The organism is Brevundimonas sp. (assembly GCF_030704825.1).
Taxonomy (GTDB): Bacteria; Pseudomonadota; Alphaproteobacteria; order Caulobacterales; family Caulobacteraceae; genus Brevundimonas.
In genome coordinates this window covers 17,688-32,279 of record NZ_JAUYNX010000009.1, presented here as the reverse complement: position 1 = coordinate 32,279, position 14,592 = coordinate 17,688, and the positions used below count along the sequence as shown (strand labels likewise).

Genomic DNA, 14,592 nt, shown 5'->3' with positions numbered 1-14,592 from the left:
TGTCCGCCACATTCTCTTTTGTGGGGCAGGCTGCCAGTCCTGAAGCCGTCCGCGCGGTCCGTCACGATTGCGCGGAAGCCAGTTTCAAAGGCCGGAGATCACGTCCTTCAGGATGTCGGCCGCCGCGCGATCGCGCGGCGAAGGCGGAGCCTGGGCATCTTGGACCAGCGACAGCACCAGCGGCAGCCAGCCGTCCCGAAGATCGGCGTTCAGCAGGGCCAGCGACGGCCGGGCTTCAAGGACCACCCTTTCGATGCCCGGAGACAGGGCGGCGCACAGGTCCGGCGGCGAGGTGACCAGATATTCGCGGCACGACAGCGGCCGGTTGGCGTGGATCGAGCAGGCCTCGTCCTCCAGGAAGGGACAGGCGACCCCGGCGGCGAAATAGTCCCGCGCGATCGCCTGACGACCGTCGCGGTTCTGATCCAGGCGCTCCATCAGGCCCAGCGGTTCGAGGATGTCGAGGGCCTCGTCGAAGCGGCGGCGCACGCGTTCGCGCCGGGGTTCGGGCATGGCCTCGACCAGCCGGGCCAGGGCGCGCGCCTCGGCGGGGGCGACCGGCACCAGCTGGCGGCAGCAGGCGCCGCAGCCGGCGCGGCACGAAATCTCGCGCCCGTCCGCTTCGGCCCGCGCCGTCGCCCGCGTCGCGAACAGGCTGCTGAGACCGTGCAGGATCGGCAGCACCTCCTCGACCGCGACGGGGCCGGCCGGCACGGTCATCTCGACCGGAATCCGCTCTCTGCCCACCTCCAGAACCACCCGGCCGGTCGCGGTCGGCCCCCCGTCGGACGGGGCCGCCGACAGGCGCACGACCGCATCATCGTCCGGATCGACCCTTTGCGGCGGCGTCCCGCGGCGTACGTCGGCGCGACTGGAGCTCGTCTCGTCAGCCACTATCGTCGGCTGGGTCCGGCCCGGTTGTTCCCCGGGTCGGCCGGCAGGGCGCACTGTTGAACGCCGTCCCGCGTGACGACCTCACCCCGCTGGGCGATACAGGCGCGGGCCGTATAGTCGATGTCGATCTTCGTAAAGTTCAACGCGACACCCTGTTTGTGGATGTCGAGGTCTCCCGTCGCCGGCAGGCGGCACTGCTGAACCCCCTCATGCCTGACGACCGCGCCGCGCCGGGACGCGCAAGCCCGGGCGGTGAAGTCGGCGTCGATCTTGAGGAACATGTCGACGGCTCTCGTCTGACTGGCGGGCCCCGACGGATCCGACGGGTCAGCCCGACAGGCGCTGAGCGGGGCCTCAGGAATGTGTTTGCCGTTGGCGCAGGCCGTGACCTGGGCGTCCTGGTCGATGTGATCCCGGTTCGAGGTCGTTCCGGGCGCCGTGGCGACGGCTCCTGGCGACGGACGCGCGCTTTCCTGCGCCTGGACCGATACGACGACGACGCCGAGGTCGAACATGGCCGCGCCGGCCAGGATGATCGCTGTTTTTCGCATGGTGTTCAGTTCCTTGTTGCGGTCATTGGGACGAGCGACCCGTCGGCGGGGCCCGGTCGTGTCTATCGCGGGGTCGATACTGTCCCCTGGGCCGAACCGCTCGCCTCGCGGCGGGCCGTCGCCGGCAGGCGGCATTGCTGGATGCTCTCATGCATCAGAACGACGCCGCGTCGCGCCGTGCACGCCTCGGCCGTATTCTCCCGGTCGATCCGTCCCCATGACCACGCCTCAATGTCGATGGGTCCGCCGGACGGGTTTACGGTCGCCCGCGCGTCTCCGGTCTCTGAACCCGATTGGCCGCCGGTGGATACGCTGGTGACAGTGGTTCGGGAGCCGGCCTCGGTCAGGGTGACACGAACGCGGCCGCCGCCGCGCGGGACGGTGGTCACCAACCGACGTCCCGCAGCGTCGACCGCATAGACCCGGCCCCGGCCGGGCCTGATCGGCGCGGAGGTCATCGACGGCGCGTCGTTGACCGGTGTGACCGTGATGACTGCAGGGGCCGAGGGGTTGGTCAGGAAGACTGAATAGCGGCCGGGTCCGACGGAGAAGACGGCCTCGCCCCGTGGGTCCGTGCGCCCGGAGGCGACGATCGGGTCGGGGTCCCCCTCGAGGCCGATGGGTATGCCTACGATCGGCGTGCCCACCGTGGCTTGCCCGAAGGCCGCGAGCAGCAGGCCGGCGGCGGCGATGGCGAGAAGGCGACGGATCATCGGCGGTCTTCTTGTGGTTGGGGAATCAGTGGGGTCCCGCGGCGCGGTCCAGCGGCGGGCCCAGCCCCGGTCAGGGGGCCGTCGACCTGACCATCACCGACCTGGCGGTGCACGATATCGGTATCATCCCAGACGCTCAGGGTGACACGAACGCGGCCGCCGCCGCGCGGGACGGTGGTCACCAGCCGGCGTCCCGCAGCGTCGACCGCATAGACCCGGCCCCGGCCGGGCCTGATCGGCGCGGAGACCATCGACGGCGCGTCGTTGACCGGCCTGACGGTCACGGTCACCGGGGCCGGGGGGTTGGTCAGGAAGACCGAATAGCGGCCGGGTCCGACGGAGAAGACGGCTTCGCCGCGGGCGTCGGTCCGCGCGGGCGCGGCGATCGAGCCGGGGTCGCCCTCGAGGCCGATGGGTGTGCCCTGGATCGGCGTGCCCGGCGTGGCTTGCCCGAAGGCCGCGAGCAACAGGCCGATGGCGGCGATAGCGACAGGTCTGACGGTCATGGTCATCTCTCGAGGCTGTTAGTCCGCCTTCAGCACGTCGCCGCGCATCGGCGGCTCGCCGTCGATGACGCTGGCGATCGACAGTCGTGCGCGCACCGTCTCGACCCGGACCCGGCCGACGCGGGCCATTTCGACGTCCAGCACCTCGCCGGTGCCGGGATCGGTCAGGGTGCGGCCGGGCCGCCAGACGCTCAGGGTCAGGCCGGACTGGACGTTGCGGTCGGCTCCGGCGTTCAGATAGACGCCGCTGTCGGCGGCATCGACCACCAGGGCCGACCATTCCACCGCGCGCATTCCGCCCGCGATCTGATCGACCGCCTTCATGATGGCGTCCTGGCCCGCCTGGCCGATGGGGGTGGCGCGGAAGATCTCGCCTCCCAGTCGCCCGCCGCCCCAGCTTTCCACCAATCCGGCCTCCGAGGTGCGCGACGAGGCCCGTCCCTGGGCGCTGGAGGTCGAGACGACCTGCCCGCTGGCGGCGTCGATCAGGCGCAGCGCGATCTCCATCACCGCGGTCTGGCTGCGGGTGCTGGCCCGGCCGCCCAGCAGGCCGCCCAGCGGGCCGCCGCTGATGCTCAGCCCGCCGCCGCCCGCCGCCGCTTCATATTTGGTCACGGCGGCGCGCACGATGGCGCTGGCCTCCATCCCCCCGCCTGACCCCTCGATCACCAGGAAGCGGCCGTCCTCGACCAGGGCCTGGGTCAGCATGGCGGTCATGCCCTCGGCGGTGACCGAGCCGCCGACCGCCTCGGTGGCCAGGAAGGTGTCGACCGCGATGGTCTTTCTCAACCCGTCAAAGGCCACGCGGTTCTGGGGCCGGGCCTCGACCCGGGCGGCGGCGGCGGCCACAACCAAGGTCGCGCCGGTAAGGATCAGGCGTCTGTTCAAACGTGCGGGGGTCATGGTCATCGCACCAGCCTGACGGCGCCGGCGACGGTCACGGTTTGAGGCGCCGCGGGGCGCGCGTGGGTCGCTGGGGACCCGGGGGGCGGGATGCGCGGATCGACCTGTCGGTCAGCACGTCCGTCGCCGTTTACATCGCCCACCGCCACCCGGACGCCGCCGGCGCGTCCACCATCGGCGGGAGCTTGGCTTAAATTGTCGACGTCCCGGGTTACGATGGGCTGGTTGGTGCTGCGCGTCACGACCTCGTCAGCGGGCCCGGGGCCCGCGTTGACTGTGTAGGGGAAACACAGGTCCCGAGCCGCCGGCAAGGGGCCGCGTCGTCCGTCCTGGGCCGGTCCCGAGGCGGCTCCGGGGAAGGTCAGTCGCCGCTCAGCGGGTGCGGCCTGGACCGCCGGCAACAGCAGTCCGATCAGGACCCCGATGATACGGTCCTCACCCTGGCCGCCGCCGGAGCGGTCGATCGCTGACCTGAGGCCAGGTCCGTTGAGACAGATGTCGTAGTCACCCGCGGGCAGATCGAAGCGAAAGCCGCCCTGCCGGTCGGTACGGGTGGTGGCGATTGCGCGACCACCGTGCATGGAGGAGATGGTGATGTCCGAAAAGACGACGCCTCCGGTGCTTCGCGTCGTTTGGGCTTCGGCGACGGATGTCGACAGCGCCAGGCACGCCAGACTGGCCAGCCCGAGCAGACCCACTCGCGACGTCATGAGGACAGTTCCCGTATCCGCTTGAATATCGGCGGTTTCTCAGGCTGGTCACGGTTCAGCCTGGCTGTCAATGCGGCTTTAATAGTCAGGACCCGGAGCGTGGGTCCAGCGACAGTCGTCGTCTGGAGGCCCATGCAGAACGCCAATCCCGGCTCGAAGAGGACCCTCATCAAATTTGGCCTGAACGCCTGTCGGGCCGGAGGACTCTCGCGACTGGACGACACATTGCATTGACAGCGAGGCCTCCCGGTGACCAGCGTTGTCCGACCGCAAACGGCGGCCGATACGGCCTTGCGGGTAATCCAGCATGACATCGAGACTCAGACTCATGGCCCTCATCGGCCTCGCCCTGGCGGTCTCCGGGGCGGCGGTCAGCCCGGGCGAGCCGATCCCCGGAGTCGATGTCAAACTGGGCAAGAATCCCGGTGGCTCGGTGATTGTGGTCGCGACCACGGATCGGGAGGGCCGCTTCTCGGCGCGTGTGAGGGTCGAGCGGGGTGAATACGTGGTCTCAACGGCCTGCGCTCCCCGACAGACCTGCCCGCCAAACAGGCAGTTGACGCTCACTGTCGATGGACGGCCGGTCGGGCCTGACGCCCGGGGCGCCTACCTGTTCCCGGTTGGCGCGAGCCTGGGCACGGTGATGCTCAGCGGACGGGTCGAGATCTTCGACCGATGGGGGCGTCAGAACGGGACGCCCCGCTAGCGGCGGCGGACTGGAACGACGCCGTCAGCCGACCCGCCGTCGCCCTTTGGCATCCAGGGCCTCACCCCATGGTCAAGGCGAGCAACCTCCCTGGAAGCGACACCTGAGGCAGATCGACAAGCCAGTCCTTGGCTGGGTCCGACGACGTCGCTGAGCCCGCCGGCCTAGAAGCCGAAGTCGATCTGATCGACCGACGTCTGCCGTTTCCGCCGTCGGGGCCGGGTCGCCAGCGCAGCAGCGTTCGATGGCTCGTGTACGGCCTTAGCCGCCGGGACCGGAGTTTGCTGCGCCGTTTGCGGGCGCGGCGATCGCGCGGTCTGGATCAGCTTCGGCTCCCGGGGCCGGGCCAGCGGCTTGGGGTGCGGAAGCCCGCGGACGGTCCGCGTCGCCTTCCAGGCGGTCAGCTCGCTTTCCCACCAGCCGACCCGGTTGGGCGAGATGCGCACCGGTTCCGGAAAATCCCCGACCTGCTGCAGACGCCACGCGGTAGACCGGCTGAGACCCGTGACGTCGCGGACCCGATCCCAGGGCAGCAACCGGTCTTCCGGCCCGCCCGTCTCGACCGGTCCGCCTTCAGGTTCGAACGTCACGACGCGCCTCCGAACATCCGGTCGGCCGCCGCCTCGAACACCTCGCAAAGAACTCGGGCGTCGGTCGCGGCGTCCACGCAGTCGCGCGCCGCCCATCGCCGGGCCACATCCTTGATCGCGAAGCTGGCGGCCGGGTCCGCCAGCAGACCGGCGACCGTCGGCGGCGGCGGCGGCGTTCTGATCCCATGGTCAGCCACGGCGGCGCCCTCTCGCCGCCGGCGGCGCGGCGGTGCGGACGTCCGTGATCTGCGATCGCGCCCACTCCCGCAGCAGGCCGCGCGGATAATGGGGCCTGGACCGCACGTGACGGCAGGGCGGACCGCCTCCGCCGGTCGACCACAGCCGCGCGAGGGTGGACGGCTTCAGCCGGATGCCGAACTGGGCCAGGAAGGCCGACGCCTCCGCCCGCGTCAGCAGGTCCTCGTCCCCGCACGGCGAGACCCCGGGCCCGGCCTCCGTCTCCGTTTCCCCGATCATCGCCCCGCTCCGCGCGGGCGACACTGGGTCGAACTGGTGATCCCCTGCCCCGCCGTCAGCGCCAGGTAACAGTCCACGACCGTCGCTACATAGGCCTGGGTCTCGGCTATATCCGGCACTCGCCCCAGCCGCGCGACGCGGGCCGGACCCGCATTGTAGGCCGCCAGCGCCAGCCGCAGATCACCGAACCGCCGGATCTGACGCGCCAGATAGTCCGCGCCGCCGCGCAGGTTCTCGACGGGATCGAAGCGGTCGCGGACGCCGAGCTCCAGGGCGGTGCCCGGCATCAGCTGGGTCAGTCCTCCCGCGCCGACGGGCGAAAGGGCGTCGGGCCTGTAGGCGCTCTCGGTCACCACCAGGGCGTGGAGCAGTTTGGGATCCAGGCCGTGCCTCGCCGCGGCCGCGGCGACGGCCTCCTGGAAAGGCTGGCTGAGGGGCGCGATCCACGCCGGTTCAAGGCTGTCCGGGACCTCCTCGGCGACCGCCTCGGCGGGCCGGCCGAACAGATCGCCGCCGGCGTCGCGCCAGTTCACGGCCTGGGCCGACGCCGGCCCCGCGACCGCCGCCGCCATCGCGGCCAGGCAGGCTAGTCTCACCATGTCAGAACCTCCCGGTAGACGCCGTCCACCCCCGACCGCGCGACCGGCCCGAAATAGCGGCTGTCGAAACTCCCGGCGGTGTCGCCCAGCAGGAAGAGCTCGCCGTCGGCCAGCCGCCGGCATCCCGCCCAGGCGGCCAGGGGCGCGCCCCGGCGATCGCGCGCCAGGGCGCGCACCCGACCGGCCGGCGTGCGGACCACGCCGTCGTCCGCGCAGACCGCGTCGCCGCCGACCGCGGCGACCCGCTTGATCAGGCGCACGTCCGCCGGCATGCCGAGCGCCGCCAGATAGGGCCGCGCCCCGGCCGGCTGCGGGATGGCCACGACGGCGCCTAGGCCGGGCTCGGCCCCCGGCCGCCTCAGATAGACGCCGCGGGGCAGGCTCGGGCTCTCGTTGACCAGCGCCAGGGCCGGGCTCCGATCGGCGACCTTGGCCGCGCCTGCCAAAAGCCCGAGGGCGGCGATCGCCCCCCAAAGCCGGACCGATTTCAGGAGCCGGGTCATGGACGGTACGGCTCCAGGATCAGGTCCCGGGTGATCATCACCCGCACCGGCGCGCCGGCCCTCAGCCGGATCGAAGGCCGGACCTCCAGCTCGCGGTCCACCAGCCGCCCCCCGACCCGGGCGCCCTCGATGGCCGCCGCGTCGCCGGCGTCGCCGAGCAGGCCGCCCGAGCCCCCGTCGTCGTCGCGGGCGATCTGGCCGAGCGTGGTGATGGCCCCCGCGAACACCGTCCCGACCAGGAGCGGCCACAGACGCCGATCGACCTGACCCCGCACGCCCACGGCGCCCTGCGCGTCCACGCCCGGCTCGCCGGTCAGGATCAGGCTCTTGCCATTGGGCAGGATCAGCCGTTGCCAGGTGAGGAAGGCCCGGCGATCGCCATAGGCGCTCTCGCCCTCGGACGTGCCGACCAGCCGCGTGCCTTGGGGCAGCAGCAGGTGACGGCCGCTTACGGAGTCATAGACATTCTGCGTGACCGTCGCGATCACGGGTCCGGCGCGCGAGGTGTCCACGGCCGTCAGAAGCGCCGCGGGCACGATGGCGCCGGCCTTGAGTTCGAACGGCGAAAGCGGCGCCACGAGCGCATGGCCGTTGTAGATCGCGCCATAGTCCGGGTTGGCGACCGGCGACCGATCGCCGCCCGGCGCCGGCGCGGCCGCCCTTGAGCCCGCCGCCTGGGCTCGCGCGTCCTCGAAGAACAGCCCGGACCGCGCCGCCTGCTCGCGCGGGCTGGGTCCGCGGGCGTTCGGCGCCGACGCGGGCCGGTAGGCGGGCGCATAGGCGTCGGCGGACCGTCTGGACGGGCCCGGCGTCGCGGCGGCCTCGGTCGCCGGCGGGTGGTCCGCCGTGCGCGGCTCGGGCAGGCGATCGTAGGTCGCCGGCTGGTCCGTCACCGCTTCCGCAGGGCGGACCACGCCGCGCGCCTGGTCCTCCCGCGCCTCGGCCTGACGGGCGCGGGCGCTGTCGCGCAGTTCCGGCTGGACCACGAAGGCCCAGGCCAGGGAGCCCGACACGAGCACCGCCCCGCCGATGACGATGAGCTGGACCACGGACTTGCGCAGGCGCACGGCGTGGGGGCGCGGCGCCCGGGTGCTCAGGCCCGGCGCCGGCTCCTTGGGCGCAACGTCGGGCCGGGCCGTGTGGAGAGGATCGAGGTTGGTCATGACCGGACTCCTGCGAGACGGCGAATGCGGACGATCTGGGGCCGGCGGTCGCCCAGGCGAAGCTCGGCCCGGTCGAACACCCGATCGACGACATAGAGACCGCCGACCTGCCGGTAGTTGACCATCTGGGCCTCTCCGTCGGGGGCGATGACGAACAGGACAGGCGCCTCGTCCACCTGAAGGTCCGCGTGGAAGGTGATGAAGGTCCGCCGGCCGTCGTTGAACACCGAGGTCGGGGTCCAGCGCGGACGCCGGCCCTGGGGATCGATCCGGTAGCGGGCGTCGAGCTCGCCCTCCGGCATCACGACGGGCTCGCCGCCGCGCGCCGGGACGGACGCCATGGCATCCTCCGGGGCGCCGCCCGCGAGGATCGCGTCCGTGTCCCAGGCGACGGCGGCATTGAATGCGTCGGTCGCGCCGCTTTTCAGATCAATGAGATAGACCCGTCTGTTCGTCGTCAGGACGAGGTTGGTCTCCAGGCCCCGTTCGAGGGGCTTGAGCAGCACATGGGTCCGCTGGCCCGCCCCCTCGCCCGAGACCGCCTCGCCGATCTGCCAGCGCACGGTGTCCCCCGCCGCCTTGGCCACGAGGGTCTCCCCCGGCGCCAGGGTCAGGGTGGTGACGCGAAGAGGCGCGGTCCAGATCTCGAACACGCGTCCGGGCGACCAGGTGAAGACCTGGACCCCGCCGACGAAGGCGTCCTGGCGGGACGGCGCGCGCGCCGTCGCATTGGCCGCGGCGATGGCTTGCCGCCCGGTCGCGCCGGCCGGCACATTCCGTGCGTCTGATGGGACCGTCGCGGCCGGCGCCGCGCGGACGGGCGCCGCCTCATAGGCCCGCTCCGTCGGCGAGCGGCCTTGCGGACCCTCGGCCACCGCGAGGGCCGGTTCGGGTTCGATGACCGGCGTCGATGCCAGGACGTCCATGGGCGTCGAAGCGGTCGTGCGCCCCATCAGGGCGGCCGCCGGCCGCAGGCCATCGCGAAAGACCGCGCAGCCGGACAGCGACAGGCCCAGGGCGGCCAGGATCAGGAGGCGTCGGGGGTCCATGATACGTCCTCGATTTTCAGTCCAAGGGGGTTCTTCATCAGCTCGGCCTCCGTGCGGGGCGGCTGGATCGTGGTGGTGATCAGGGCCCGCCAGCGTTCGGCCCCGGCCGACTGGCCGTTGACGAAGCGGGTCTCGCGCCATTGCAGGTCGAAGGTCCGGTCCGTCCGGCGGACCACGTTCAGGATCTCGACATTGACCGCTTCGCGCCCGACCTCGGCGAACGGGTCGTGGGTCTGGGCCCAGGCGTTGAGAAAGGACGCCGCCTTGGGCGTCATCAGGTCATAGGCCCGGAGCCAGTTCTGGCGGATGACGATGGGATCGATGCTCTTGGAACGGACATCGCGAACCCAGCCGGCCAGGGCGTGACCGATCTGGGCCTCGTTCGGTTCATAGCGCCCGCCGATGGCGGTGATCCTCTGGGTCTCGCCCCAGTCGGACACCTCCACCACGAAGGGCTTCACCACGGCCCGGTCCGCCTGGACCCACCAGCCGGCGCCCAGGAAACCAGCCAGCGCCAGATTGGCCAGGGCGATGCGGCGCCAATTGCGCGCATGGGCCAGGGACAGGCCCATCCGGTCGTCCCAGACCTGGCCGGCGCGCTGGTACGGCGTCTGGTCGGGCGCGGACGCCAGGGCCCGTCGGGGCCGGAAGAAGGGGTGCATCTCAGGACTCCTCGGTCTTCAGATTGGGCGACAGGACGCCGCTGGTTTCCCCGGCCGGGAGCAGACCGCGGCCGGTGTTGGCGACGAAGAAGGCCTGCAGGGCCGCGGACCGCCCCCGCGGGCCTCCGCCCGTGGCCGTCGCCGGCCTCGACGCGGCCCGGTGAAAGTCCGCCTTGGCGGCCTGGGCCTCCCCGGCAATCGTCCCGGGCGAACGGCCTGGCGCGTCCTTCGAGGCCGCCGGCCCGCTCGCCGGCGGGGTTTCGTCCGCGGCCGTTCCGTTCGCGGCGCTGTCCGACGCGGTCTGCGGTCGCCAGGCGACGGCGCGCTCGCCGACACCGCTCGTCCCCGCCGAGGCGGTCACGGCGCCGCCTGACGGACGGCGGGGACCGGACGGCGGCGGGTTGTCGTTCGAGGGCTTACGCGTCGACGGCCCCTGCGGGTTCGGCGGCGCGGGCGGGCGTCCCGACCCGGCCCCCGCAGCGGCGCGCGCGGGTGCGGCGAGGCGGGCGGCCCCGCCGGCCGCCATGGCGCCGGCGCCGGCGATCCCTGCCCCGGCCAGGGCGCCGGCCCCGCCGACGGCCAGCGCTCCGGTGAGCGCCGCGCCGGCGCCCAGCGCCGGTCCTCCGGTCACCAGGGCCGAGGCCAGGTTGGGGATGAACAGGGCCAGCATGGCCAGCAGGATGGCCGCCACCAGGATGGTCAGGGCTTCGTAGATATCGGGATTGGCCGAGGGCTGGAGCTGATCGAAGATCGTCCGCGCGCCGGAAACGACGATCGCCAGGGCCAGGACCTTCAACCCGGACGAGACGACATAACCCAGCGGCCGTTCGGCGAGGAAGGCGGACTTGTTCCAGATCCCGAACGGCAGGAGCACGAAGCCGCCCAGGGTGACGATCTTGAACTCCAGCAGGGAGACTATGATCTGCAGGGCCAGCACGGCGAAGGCCAGCATGATGCCGATCATGGCCAGGCCCAGGATCAGGGCGTCCGCCATGTTGCCGACGACGTCGAGCGGATTGTCGACCGGCGCGGGCGTCTCCCCGAGCGCCTTCACGATCTCCCAGCCCTGGGCGAGGATAGCCCCCGGGTTGAGGAACTCTTGCCGGCTCAGGGAGCCGCCGCCAGCCGTCAGCCCCAGCTCCAGAAAGCCGGCATAGAGGGTCTCGGACAGCCGCTGCCAGTCGTTGATCAGCCAGGCGAAGGCGCCGATCAGCAGCACCTTGCCGAAGCCCGAGGCCAGCACCTCCCGGTTGGAGGACAGCGCCCACTGGATGCCGGTCAGGGCGACGACCAGGACGATGAGCAGGCCGAACACGCCGTTGACCGAACCCTGGAGGGCGTCGAACCCGGCCGAGATGGTGTCGGAAAACACCACCATCAGCTCGTTGGGCGTTTCCACTCCGACCGTCATCGCCCCGCTCCCTCAGTCGTTCGCGTGAGACAAGGGATCGAAGCGCGGCGCGGCCGGCGCGGCGGCCTGACGGCCCCACCGCTGGCGCCGGGCGGCGTCTCCGGAGGCGCGGTCCGCCGCGTCGCGCGCCGTGGCCTCGGCCATCAGCCGGGACTGGGCCAGCATGATGGTGCGCAGCGCCGCCAGGTCTTCGGCCAGCACGGCCAGAAGCTGGTTGGACGACTGGACCGCCGCCGTCTGGCCGGTCGCCGCCTGGCTGGCGGAGAGCGCCCCGGCCAGCCTCTGCGGCCGGCCCTGCCCCAGCCGTTCCAGCTCGGCGGCCGTCCGCGCCACGTCCTCGGCGGTGCGCCGGGCGTTGGCCGTGCGCGCCTCGCCCTGCTCCAGCAGGCTCAGCATGTCCGAGCCGGACAGATCGTCGGGGTACAAACTCCGGAACTGCTGCTCCAGACCGCTGACCGAGCTGGCGATCCCGCGCGCCGTCCGCGCCAGCTCGGCCATGTCCCGCAGCGACTGGCTCGACTGCGTCAGGTGGCTGTAGGGCGAGGCCGCCAGACTGCGCGCCTCGTTGGCGAGGCTCTCGAGCTGACGCGCCGCCTGCAGCGCGTTTTCGATGTGATTGCGCGGGTCGAACACCACCTGCTGGGCCGGCGCCGGCGTGGCGCCCAGCAGGCTGACGGCGACGAGGCTGACGGCCAGGATCTGGATGGACCTATTCGGCCGCGAGCGGACGGGCGAAGGCGTCGAAAACGGAATCCACATTTTGCACTCCCTTGGCTTTGAGGAAATCGCGGGCGAAGCCGCCCGGTCGACAGTCGTCAGGTCCCGATCGCTCCAGGAGGGCGTCGATCAGGGTCTGGTCTTCCGGCGCGCTTGAGCCGCACAGGGCGAGGGCCACGCCGGTCAGGCGCAGGTCGAACAGCCGCCGGCCGCGCGGTTGGCGCCAGTAGTAGGCCCGCTTGGGCGTGGCGAAGGCGATCAGCTCAAGCTGGCGCCGGTTCAGGCCGAAGCCCCGGTAGAGTTCGGCGGACGACGGCTCCAGGGCGCGGGGATTGGGCAGGAAGACCTGGGTCGGGCAGCTTTCGATCAGACTGGCCGAGATCGAGGAGGCCGCCACGTCGTCCAGGCTCTGGGTGGCGAACACCACGCAGACCCGCTTCTTGCGCAGTGTCTTCAGCCATTCCCGTATCCGGGCCGCGAAGGCGGTCTCGCCGAGGAACAACCAGGCTTCGTCGAGGACCAACAGGGTCGGCCGGCCGTCGAAGCCCTGTTCGAGATGGTGGAACAAGGCCGAGAGCACCGGCGCCACGGCCGACGGGGTCCCCATCAGGGTCTCCAGCTCGAAGGTGTCGAACCGGGTGGGCGCCAGGGTCTCGCCCGCCCCGTCCAGCAGCGCGCCGTGCGGGCCCTTCAGCGTCAGGGGCTCCAGGGCGGCGGCGACCGCCTTGTCCTGAACCAGGGCGCAGAACACCGTCAGCGTCCGCTGCGCGACCGGCGCCTCCGAGAGCGCCGACAGCGCCACCCAGATCTCTTCCCTGACCCGGGGGACCGGCTCCAGCCCGGCCAGGCGCACGGTCTCGGCGATCCATTCCGCGGCCCAGGCCCGCTCGTCCTCCCGGTCGATCCGGGCCAGCGGCTGGAGCGAAAACCGCGCCCCGGGCTCCAGCGCCCGCCAGCGGCCGCCGGCCGCGAGCGTCGCCGCGCGCGCCGACCGGCCCTTGTCGAAGAAGACCACCCGGGCGTCCGGATAGCGGAACCATTGCAGGGCCAGGAAGGACAGCAGGGCGCTCTTGCCCGATCCGGTCGGCCCGACGACCATGGCGTGGCCGACGTCGCCGACATGCAGCACCAGCCGGAACGGAGTCGCGCCGGTCGTGCGCGCCGTCGCCAGCGGCGGCCCGTCCAGGTTGGCGTCCCCAGCCGGCCCCGCCCAGACGGCGGAGACCGGCAGCAGGTCGGCCAGGTTCAGGGTCGACACCAGGGGCCGACGCACGTCGGCATAGGGCTCGCCGGGCAGAGAGCCCAGCCAGGCCTCCACCGCATTGAGATCCTCGATCCGGGCCACGAGCCCCTGGGCGTTCAGCGCCGCCTCGATCGCCCGGGCCTTGGCCGCGGCTCCGTTCTCGCTGGCGTCCAGCACGGCGACGGTCAGGGTCAGATAGCCGAAGGCGCAGGACTCCGCGCCGAGCGCCGCCAGGGCGCCGTCGCACTCTTCGGTCTTGGACGCCGCATCCGTATCGAGAAGCGGCACCTCCTCCTTGGTGATGGCCTCGCGAAGCAGCACGCCGACGCCCTTGCGCTTGGCGAACCAGCGCTTGCGCAGCTTGACGATCTCCCGCTCGGCCTCGGGCTTGTCGAGGCCGATCCAACGCGCCGTCCAGCGGTATTCGAACGGCAGGGCGCCAAGGGCATCGAGCAGTCCGGGCCGGGTCGCCGACGGCAGGCCCCGCACCGAGACCACCTTGAGCCAGCGATCGCCGAGACGGGGCGCGACCCCGCCCGTCAGGCCGGCGTCGGCGAGCCAGGCGTCGAGGAACATCGGCGTCTCCAGCGGCCGGACCGCGAAGGCCCGGGGCGAGACGCTGTCATGCAGCCAGGTCAGAAGGTCCGCGTCATCAAGCCGTTCGATCTCCGGCAGGGCGTCGGACAACAGGTCGAGCGTCGTATCGGCCTCGCGGCCGAAAACCGCCAGCGACAGCCGCCAGTCGTGGCCGCCCCTGGCCAGGCCGTCGAACAGCCAGCGCTCCATGCGGCGGGTTTCGTCGGCGGGCGGCAGCCAGGTCAGGGCCAGCCGGAAGTCCGTCTCGAAGGCGGGATCGGCGGTTTCGAAGCGGCTGCGTCGTTCCGCGTCGAGCAGCCAGGCGACGTCGAGGTCGAAGGCGCTCTCCGGATAGGCCGCCGCGGGACGACGGCGCGCCTCCATGTGCAGACACCAGCCCGATCCCAGCCGCTTCAGGGCGTTGTTGAGCCGGGCGCGCACCGCCATCAGTTCGTCCTCGGTCGAGGACTCCAGGTCGGGCCCGCGAAACCGGAAGGCGGTCAGGAAGGACCCGTCCTTGTTCAGGACCACCCCGGGCGCGACCAGCGCGGCCCAGGGCAGGTGGTCGGCCAGCGCGGCGGGACGGCGGCGATGTTCGTCGAGGAACCGCATCGCGCCC

Annotated in this window: 18 protein-coding genes; 1 reads left to right on the top strand and 17 read right to left on the bottom strand. The window is 72.0% G+C overall.

Annotated features, from left to right (window positions below; translation table 11 throughout):
- Nucleotides 1-84 precede the first annotated feature (84 nt).
- The 6 genes from Q8Q71_RS03495 to Q8Q71_RS03470 form a co-directional block, all read right to left on the bottom strand.
- A complete protein-coding gene (locus Q8Q71_RS03495) occupies nt 85-894 on the bottom strand; it encodes a YkgJ family cysteine cluster protein (RefSeq protein WP_305758249.1) in 810 nt (269 codons plus the stop codon).
- On the bottom strand, nt 894-1,445 hold the full coding sequence (locus Q8Q71_RS03490) for a hypothetical protein (RefSeq protein ID WP_305758248.1): 552 nt from the start codon (nt 1,443-1,445) through the stop codon (nt 894-896). The genes Q8Q71_RS03495 and Q8Q71_RS03490 overlap by 1 nt, the downstream gene beginning before the upstream one ends.
- Nucleotides 1,446-1,507: 62 nt before the next feature.
- Nucleotides 1,508-2,158, bottom strand: a complete 651-nt coding sequence (locus Q8Q71_RS03485) for a hypothetical protein (RefSeq protein WP_305758247.1) — start codon at nt 2,156-2,158, stop codon at nt 1,508-1,510.
- On the bottom strand, nt 2,155-2,664 hold the full coding sequence (locus tag Q8Q71_RS03480; protein ID WP_305758246.1) for a hypothetical protein: 510 nt from the start codon (nt 2,662-2,664) through the stop codon (nt 2,155-2,157). The genes Q8Q71_RS03485 and Q8Q71_RS03480 overlap by 4 nt, the downstream gene beginning before the upstream one ends.
- An 18-nt stretch (nt 2,665-2,682) precedes the next feature.
- Nucleotides 2,683-3,567: a CsgG/HfaB family protein gene (locus tag Q8Q71_RS03475; RefSeq protein WP_305758245.1), complete on the bottom strand. Its 885-nt coding sequence runs from the start codon at nt 3,565-3,567 to the stop codon at nt 2,683-2,685.
- 2 nt (nt 3,568-3,569) lie between these two features.
- Complete coding sequence (locus tag Q8Q71_RS03470) at nt 3,570-4,277, bottom strand: hypothetical protein (protein WP_305758244.1); 708 nt, start codon at nt 4,275-4,277, stop codon at nt 3,570-3,572.
- A 328-nt stretch (nt 4,278-4,605) separates the two neighbouring features.
- On the opposite strand from Q8Q71_RS03470, the gene Q8Q71_RS03465 reads away from it, so the two are divergent.
- Nucleotides 4,606-4,983, top strand: coding sequence for a hypothetical protein (locus Q8Q71_RS03465; RefSeq protein ID WP_305758243.1), 378 nt, complete (start codon nt 4,606-4,608; stop codon nt 4,981-4,983).
- A 164-nt stretch (nt 4,984-5,147) separates the two neighbouring features.
- Here Q8Q71_RS03465 and Q8Q71_RS03460 read toward each other — a convergent pair whose 3' ends face one another.
- The 11 genes from Q8Q71_RS03460 to trbE are packed head-to-tail and all read right to left on the bottom strand — an operon-like array spanning nt 5,148 to nt 14,585.
- Entirely contained in the window at nt 5,148-5,573 is a 426-nt protein-coding gene (locus tag Q8Q71_RS03460) for an AlpA family transcriptional regulator (RefSeq protein WP_305758242.1), read from the bottom strand.
- Entirely contained in the window at nt 5,570-5,770 is a 201-nt protein-coding gene (locus tag Q8Q71_RS03455) for a hypothetical protein (protein WP_292061954.1), read from the bottom strand. Before Q8Q71_RS03455 ends, Q8Q71_RS03460 begins: the two co-directional genes overlap by 4 nt.
- Nucleotides 5,763-6,050 carry a hypothetical protein gene (locus tag Q8Q71_RS03450; RefSeq protein ID WP_292069271.1) on the bottom strand — a complete coding sequence of 96 codons (288 nt, stop codon included), beginning with the start codon at nt 6,048-6,050 and terminating at the stop codon, nt 5,763-5,765. The genes Q8Q71_RS03455 and Q8Q71_RS03450 overlap by 8 nt, the downstream gene beginning before the upstream one ends.
- Complete coding sequence (locus Q8Q71_RS03445) at nt 6,047-6,649, bottom strand: lytic transglycosylase domain-containing protein (protein ID WP_305758241.1); 603 nt, start codon at nt 6,647-6,649, stop codon at nt 6,047-6,049. The genes Q8Q71_RS03450 and Q8Q71_RS03445 overlap by 4 nt, the downstream gene beginning before the upstream one ends.
- Nucleotides 6,643-7,152, bottom strand: a complete 510-nt coding sequence (locus Q8Q71_RS03440; RefSeq protein ID WP_305758240.1) for a S26 family signal peptidase — start codon at nt 7,150-7,152, stop codon at nt 6,643-6,645. The genes Q8Q71_RS03445 and Q8Q71_RS03440 overlap by 7 nt, the downstream gene beginning before the upstream one ends.
- Complete coding sequence (locus Q8Q71_RS03435; RefSeq protein ID WP_305758239.1) at nt 7,149-8,315, bottom strand: TrbI/VirB10 family protein; 1,167 nt, start codon at nt 8,313-8,315, stop codon at nt 7,149-7,151. Before Q8Q71_RS03435 ends, Q8Q71_RS03440 begins: the two co-directional genes overlap by 4 nt.
- Nucleotides 8,312-9,364: a TrbG/VirB9 family P-type conjugative transfer protein gene (locus Q8Q71_RS03430; RefSeq protein WP_305758238.1), complete on the bottom strand. Its 1,053-nt coding sequence runs from the start codon at nt 9,362-9,364 to the stop codon at nt 8,312-8,314. Before Q8Q71_RS03430 ends, Q8Q71_RS03435 begins: the two co-directional genes overlap by 4 nt.
- Nucleotides 9,343-10,026, bottom strand: a complete 684-nt coding sequence (gene trbF / locus Q8Q71_RS03425) for a conjugal transfer protein TrbF (protein ID WP_292066875.1) — start codon at nt 10,024-10,026, stop codon at nt 9,343-9,345. Before trbF ends, Q8Q71_RS03430 begins: the two co-directional genes overlap by 22 nt.
- A gap of 1 nt (nt 10,027) precedes the next feature.
- Nucleotides 10,028-11,437: a P-type conjugative transfer protein TrbL gene (gene trbL, locus Q8Q71_RS03420; protein WP_305758237.1), complete on the bottom strand. Its 1,410-nt coding sequence runs from the start codon at nt 11,435-11,437 to the stop codon at nt 10,028-10,030.
- A 12-nt stretch (nt 11,438-11,449) separates the two neighbouring features.
- Nucleotides 11,450-12,196: a conjugal transfer protein TrbJ gene (locus Q8Q71_RS03415; protein WP_305758236.1), complete on the bottom strand. Its 747-nt coding sequence runs from the start codon at nt 12,194-12,196 to the stop codon at nt 11,450-11,452.
- A complete protein-coding gene (trbE, locus tag Q8Q71_RS03410; protein ID WP_305758235.1) occupies nt 12,147-14,585 on the bottom strand; it encodes a conjugal transfer protein TrbE in 2,439 nt (812 codons plus the stop codon). Before trbE ends, Q8Q71_RS03415 begins: the two co-directional genes overlap by 50 nt.
- Between the last annotated feature and the right edge of the window lie 7 nt (nt 14,586-14,592).

Excerpts from the sequence above, each read along its gene's own strand:
- Q8Q71_RS03490 (WP_305758248.1), bottom strand. The coding sequence starts at position 1,445 with ATGCGAAAAACAGCGATCATCCTGGCCGGCGCGGCCATGTTCGACCTC.
- Q8Q71_RS03485 (WP_305758247.1), bottom strand. The coding sequence starts at position 2,158 with ATGATCCGTCGCCTTCTCGCCATCGCCGCCGCCGGCCTGCTGCTCGCG.
- Q8Q71_RS03480 (WP_305758246.1), bottom strand. The coding sequence starts at position 2,664 with ATGACCGTCAGACCTGTCGCTATCGCCGCCATCGGCCTGTTGCTCGCG.
- Q8Q71_RS03475 (WP_305758245.1), bottom strand. The coding sequence starts at position 3,567 with ATGACCCCCGCACGTTTGAACAGACGCCTGATCCTTACCGGCGCGACC.
- Q8Q71_RS03470 (WP_305758244.1), bottom strand. The coding sequence starts at position 4,277 with ATGACGTCGCGAGTGGGTCTGCTCGGGCTGGCCAGTCTGGCGTGCCTG.
- Q8Q71_RS03465 (WP_305758243.1), top strand. The coding sequence starts at position 4,606 with ATGGCCCTCATCGGCCTCGCCCTGGCGGTCTCCGGGGCGGCGGTCAGC.
- Q8Q71_RS03450 (WP_292069271.1), bottom strand. The coding sequence starts at position 6,050 with ATGATCGGGGAAACGGAGACGGAGGCCGGGCCCGGGGTCTCGCCGTGC.
- Q8Q71_RS03445 (WP_305758241.1), bottom strand. The coding sequence starts at position 6,649 with ATGGTGAGACTAGCCTGCCTGGCCGCGATGGCGGCGGCGGTCGCGGGG.
- Q8Q71_RS03440 (WP_305758240.1), bottom strand. The coding sequence starts at position 7,152 with ATGACCCGGCTCCTGAAATCGGTCCGGCTTTGGGGGGCGATCGCCGCC.
- Q8Q71_RS03435 (WP_305758239.1), bottom strand. The coding sequence starts at position 8,315 with ATGACCAACCTCGATCCTCTCCACACGGCCCGGCCCGACGTTGCGCCC.
- Q8Q71_RS03430 (WP_305758238.1), bottom strand. The coding sequence starts at position 9,364 with ATGGACCCCCGACGCCTCCTGATCCTGGCCGCCCTGGGCCTGTCGCTG.
- trbF (WP_292066875.1), bottom strand. The coding sequence starts at position 10,026 with ATGCACCCCTTCTTCCGGCCCCGACGGGCCCTGGCGTCCGCGCCCGAC.
- trbL (WP_305758237.1), bottom strand. The coding sequence starts at position 11,437 with ATGACGGTCGGAGTGGAAACGCCCAACGAGCTGATGGTGGTGTTTTCC.
- Q8Q71_RS03415 (WP_305758236.1), bottom strand. The coding sequence starts at position 12,196 with ATGTGGATTCCGTTTTCGACGCCTTCGCCCGTCCGCTCGCGGCCGAAT.
- trbE (WP_305758235.1), bottom strand. The coding sequence starts at position 14,585 with ATGCGGTTCCTCGACGAACATCGCCGCCGTCCCGCCGCGCTGGCCGAC.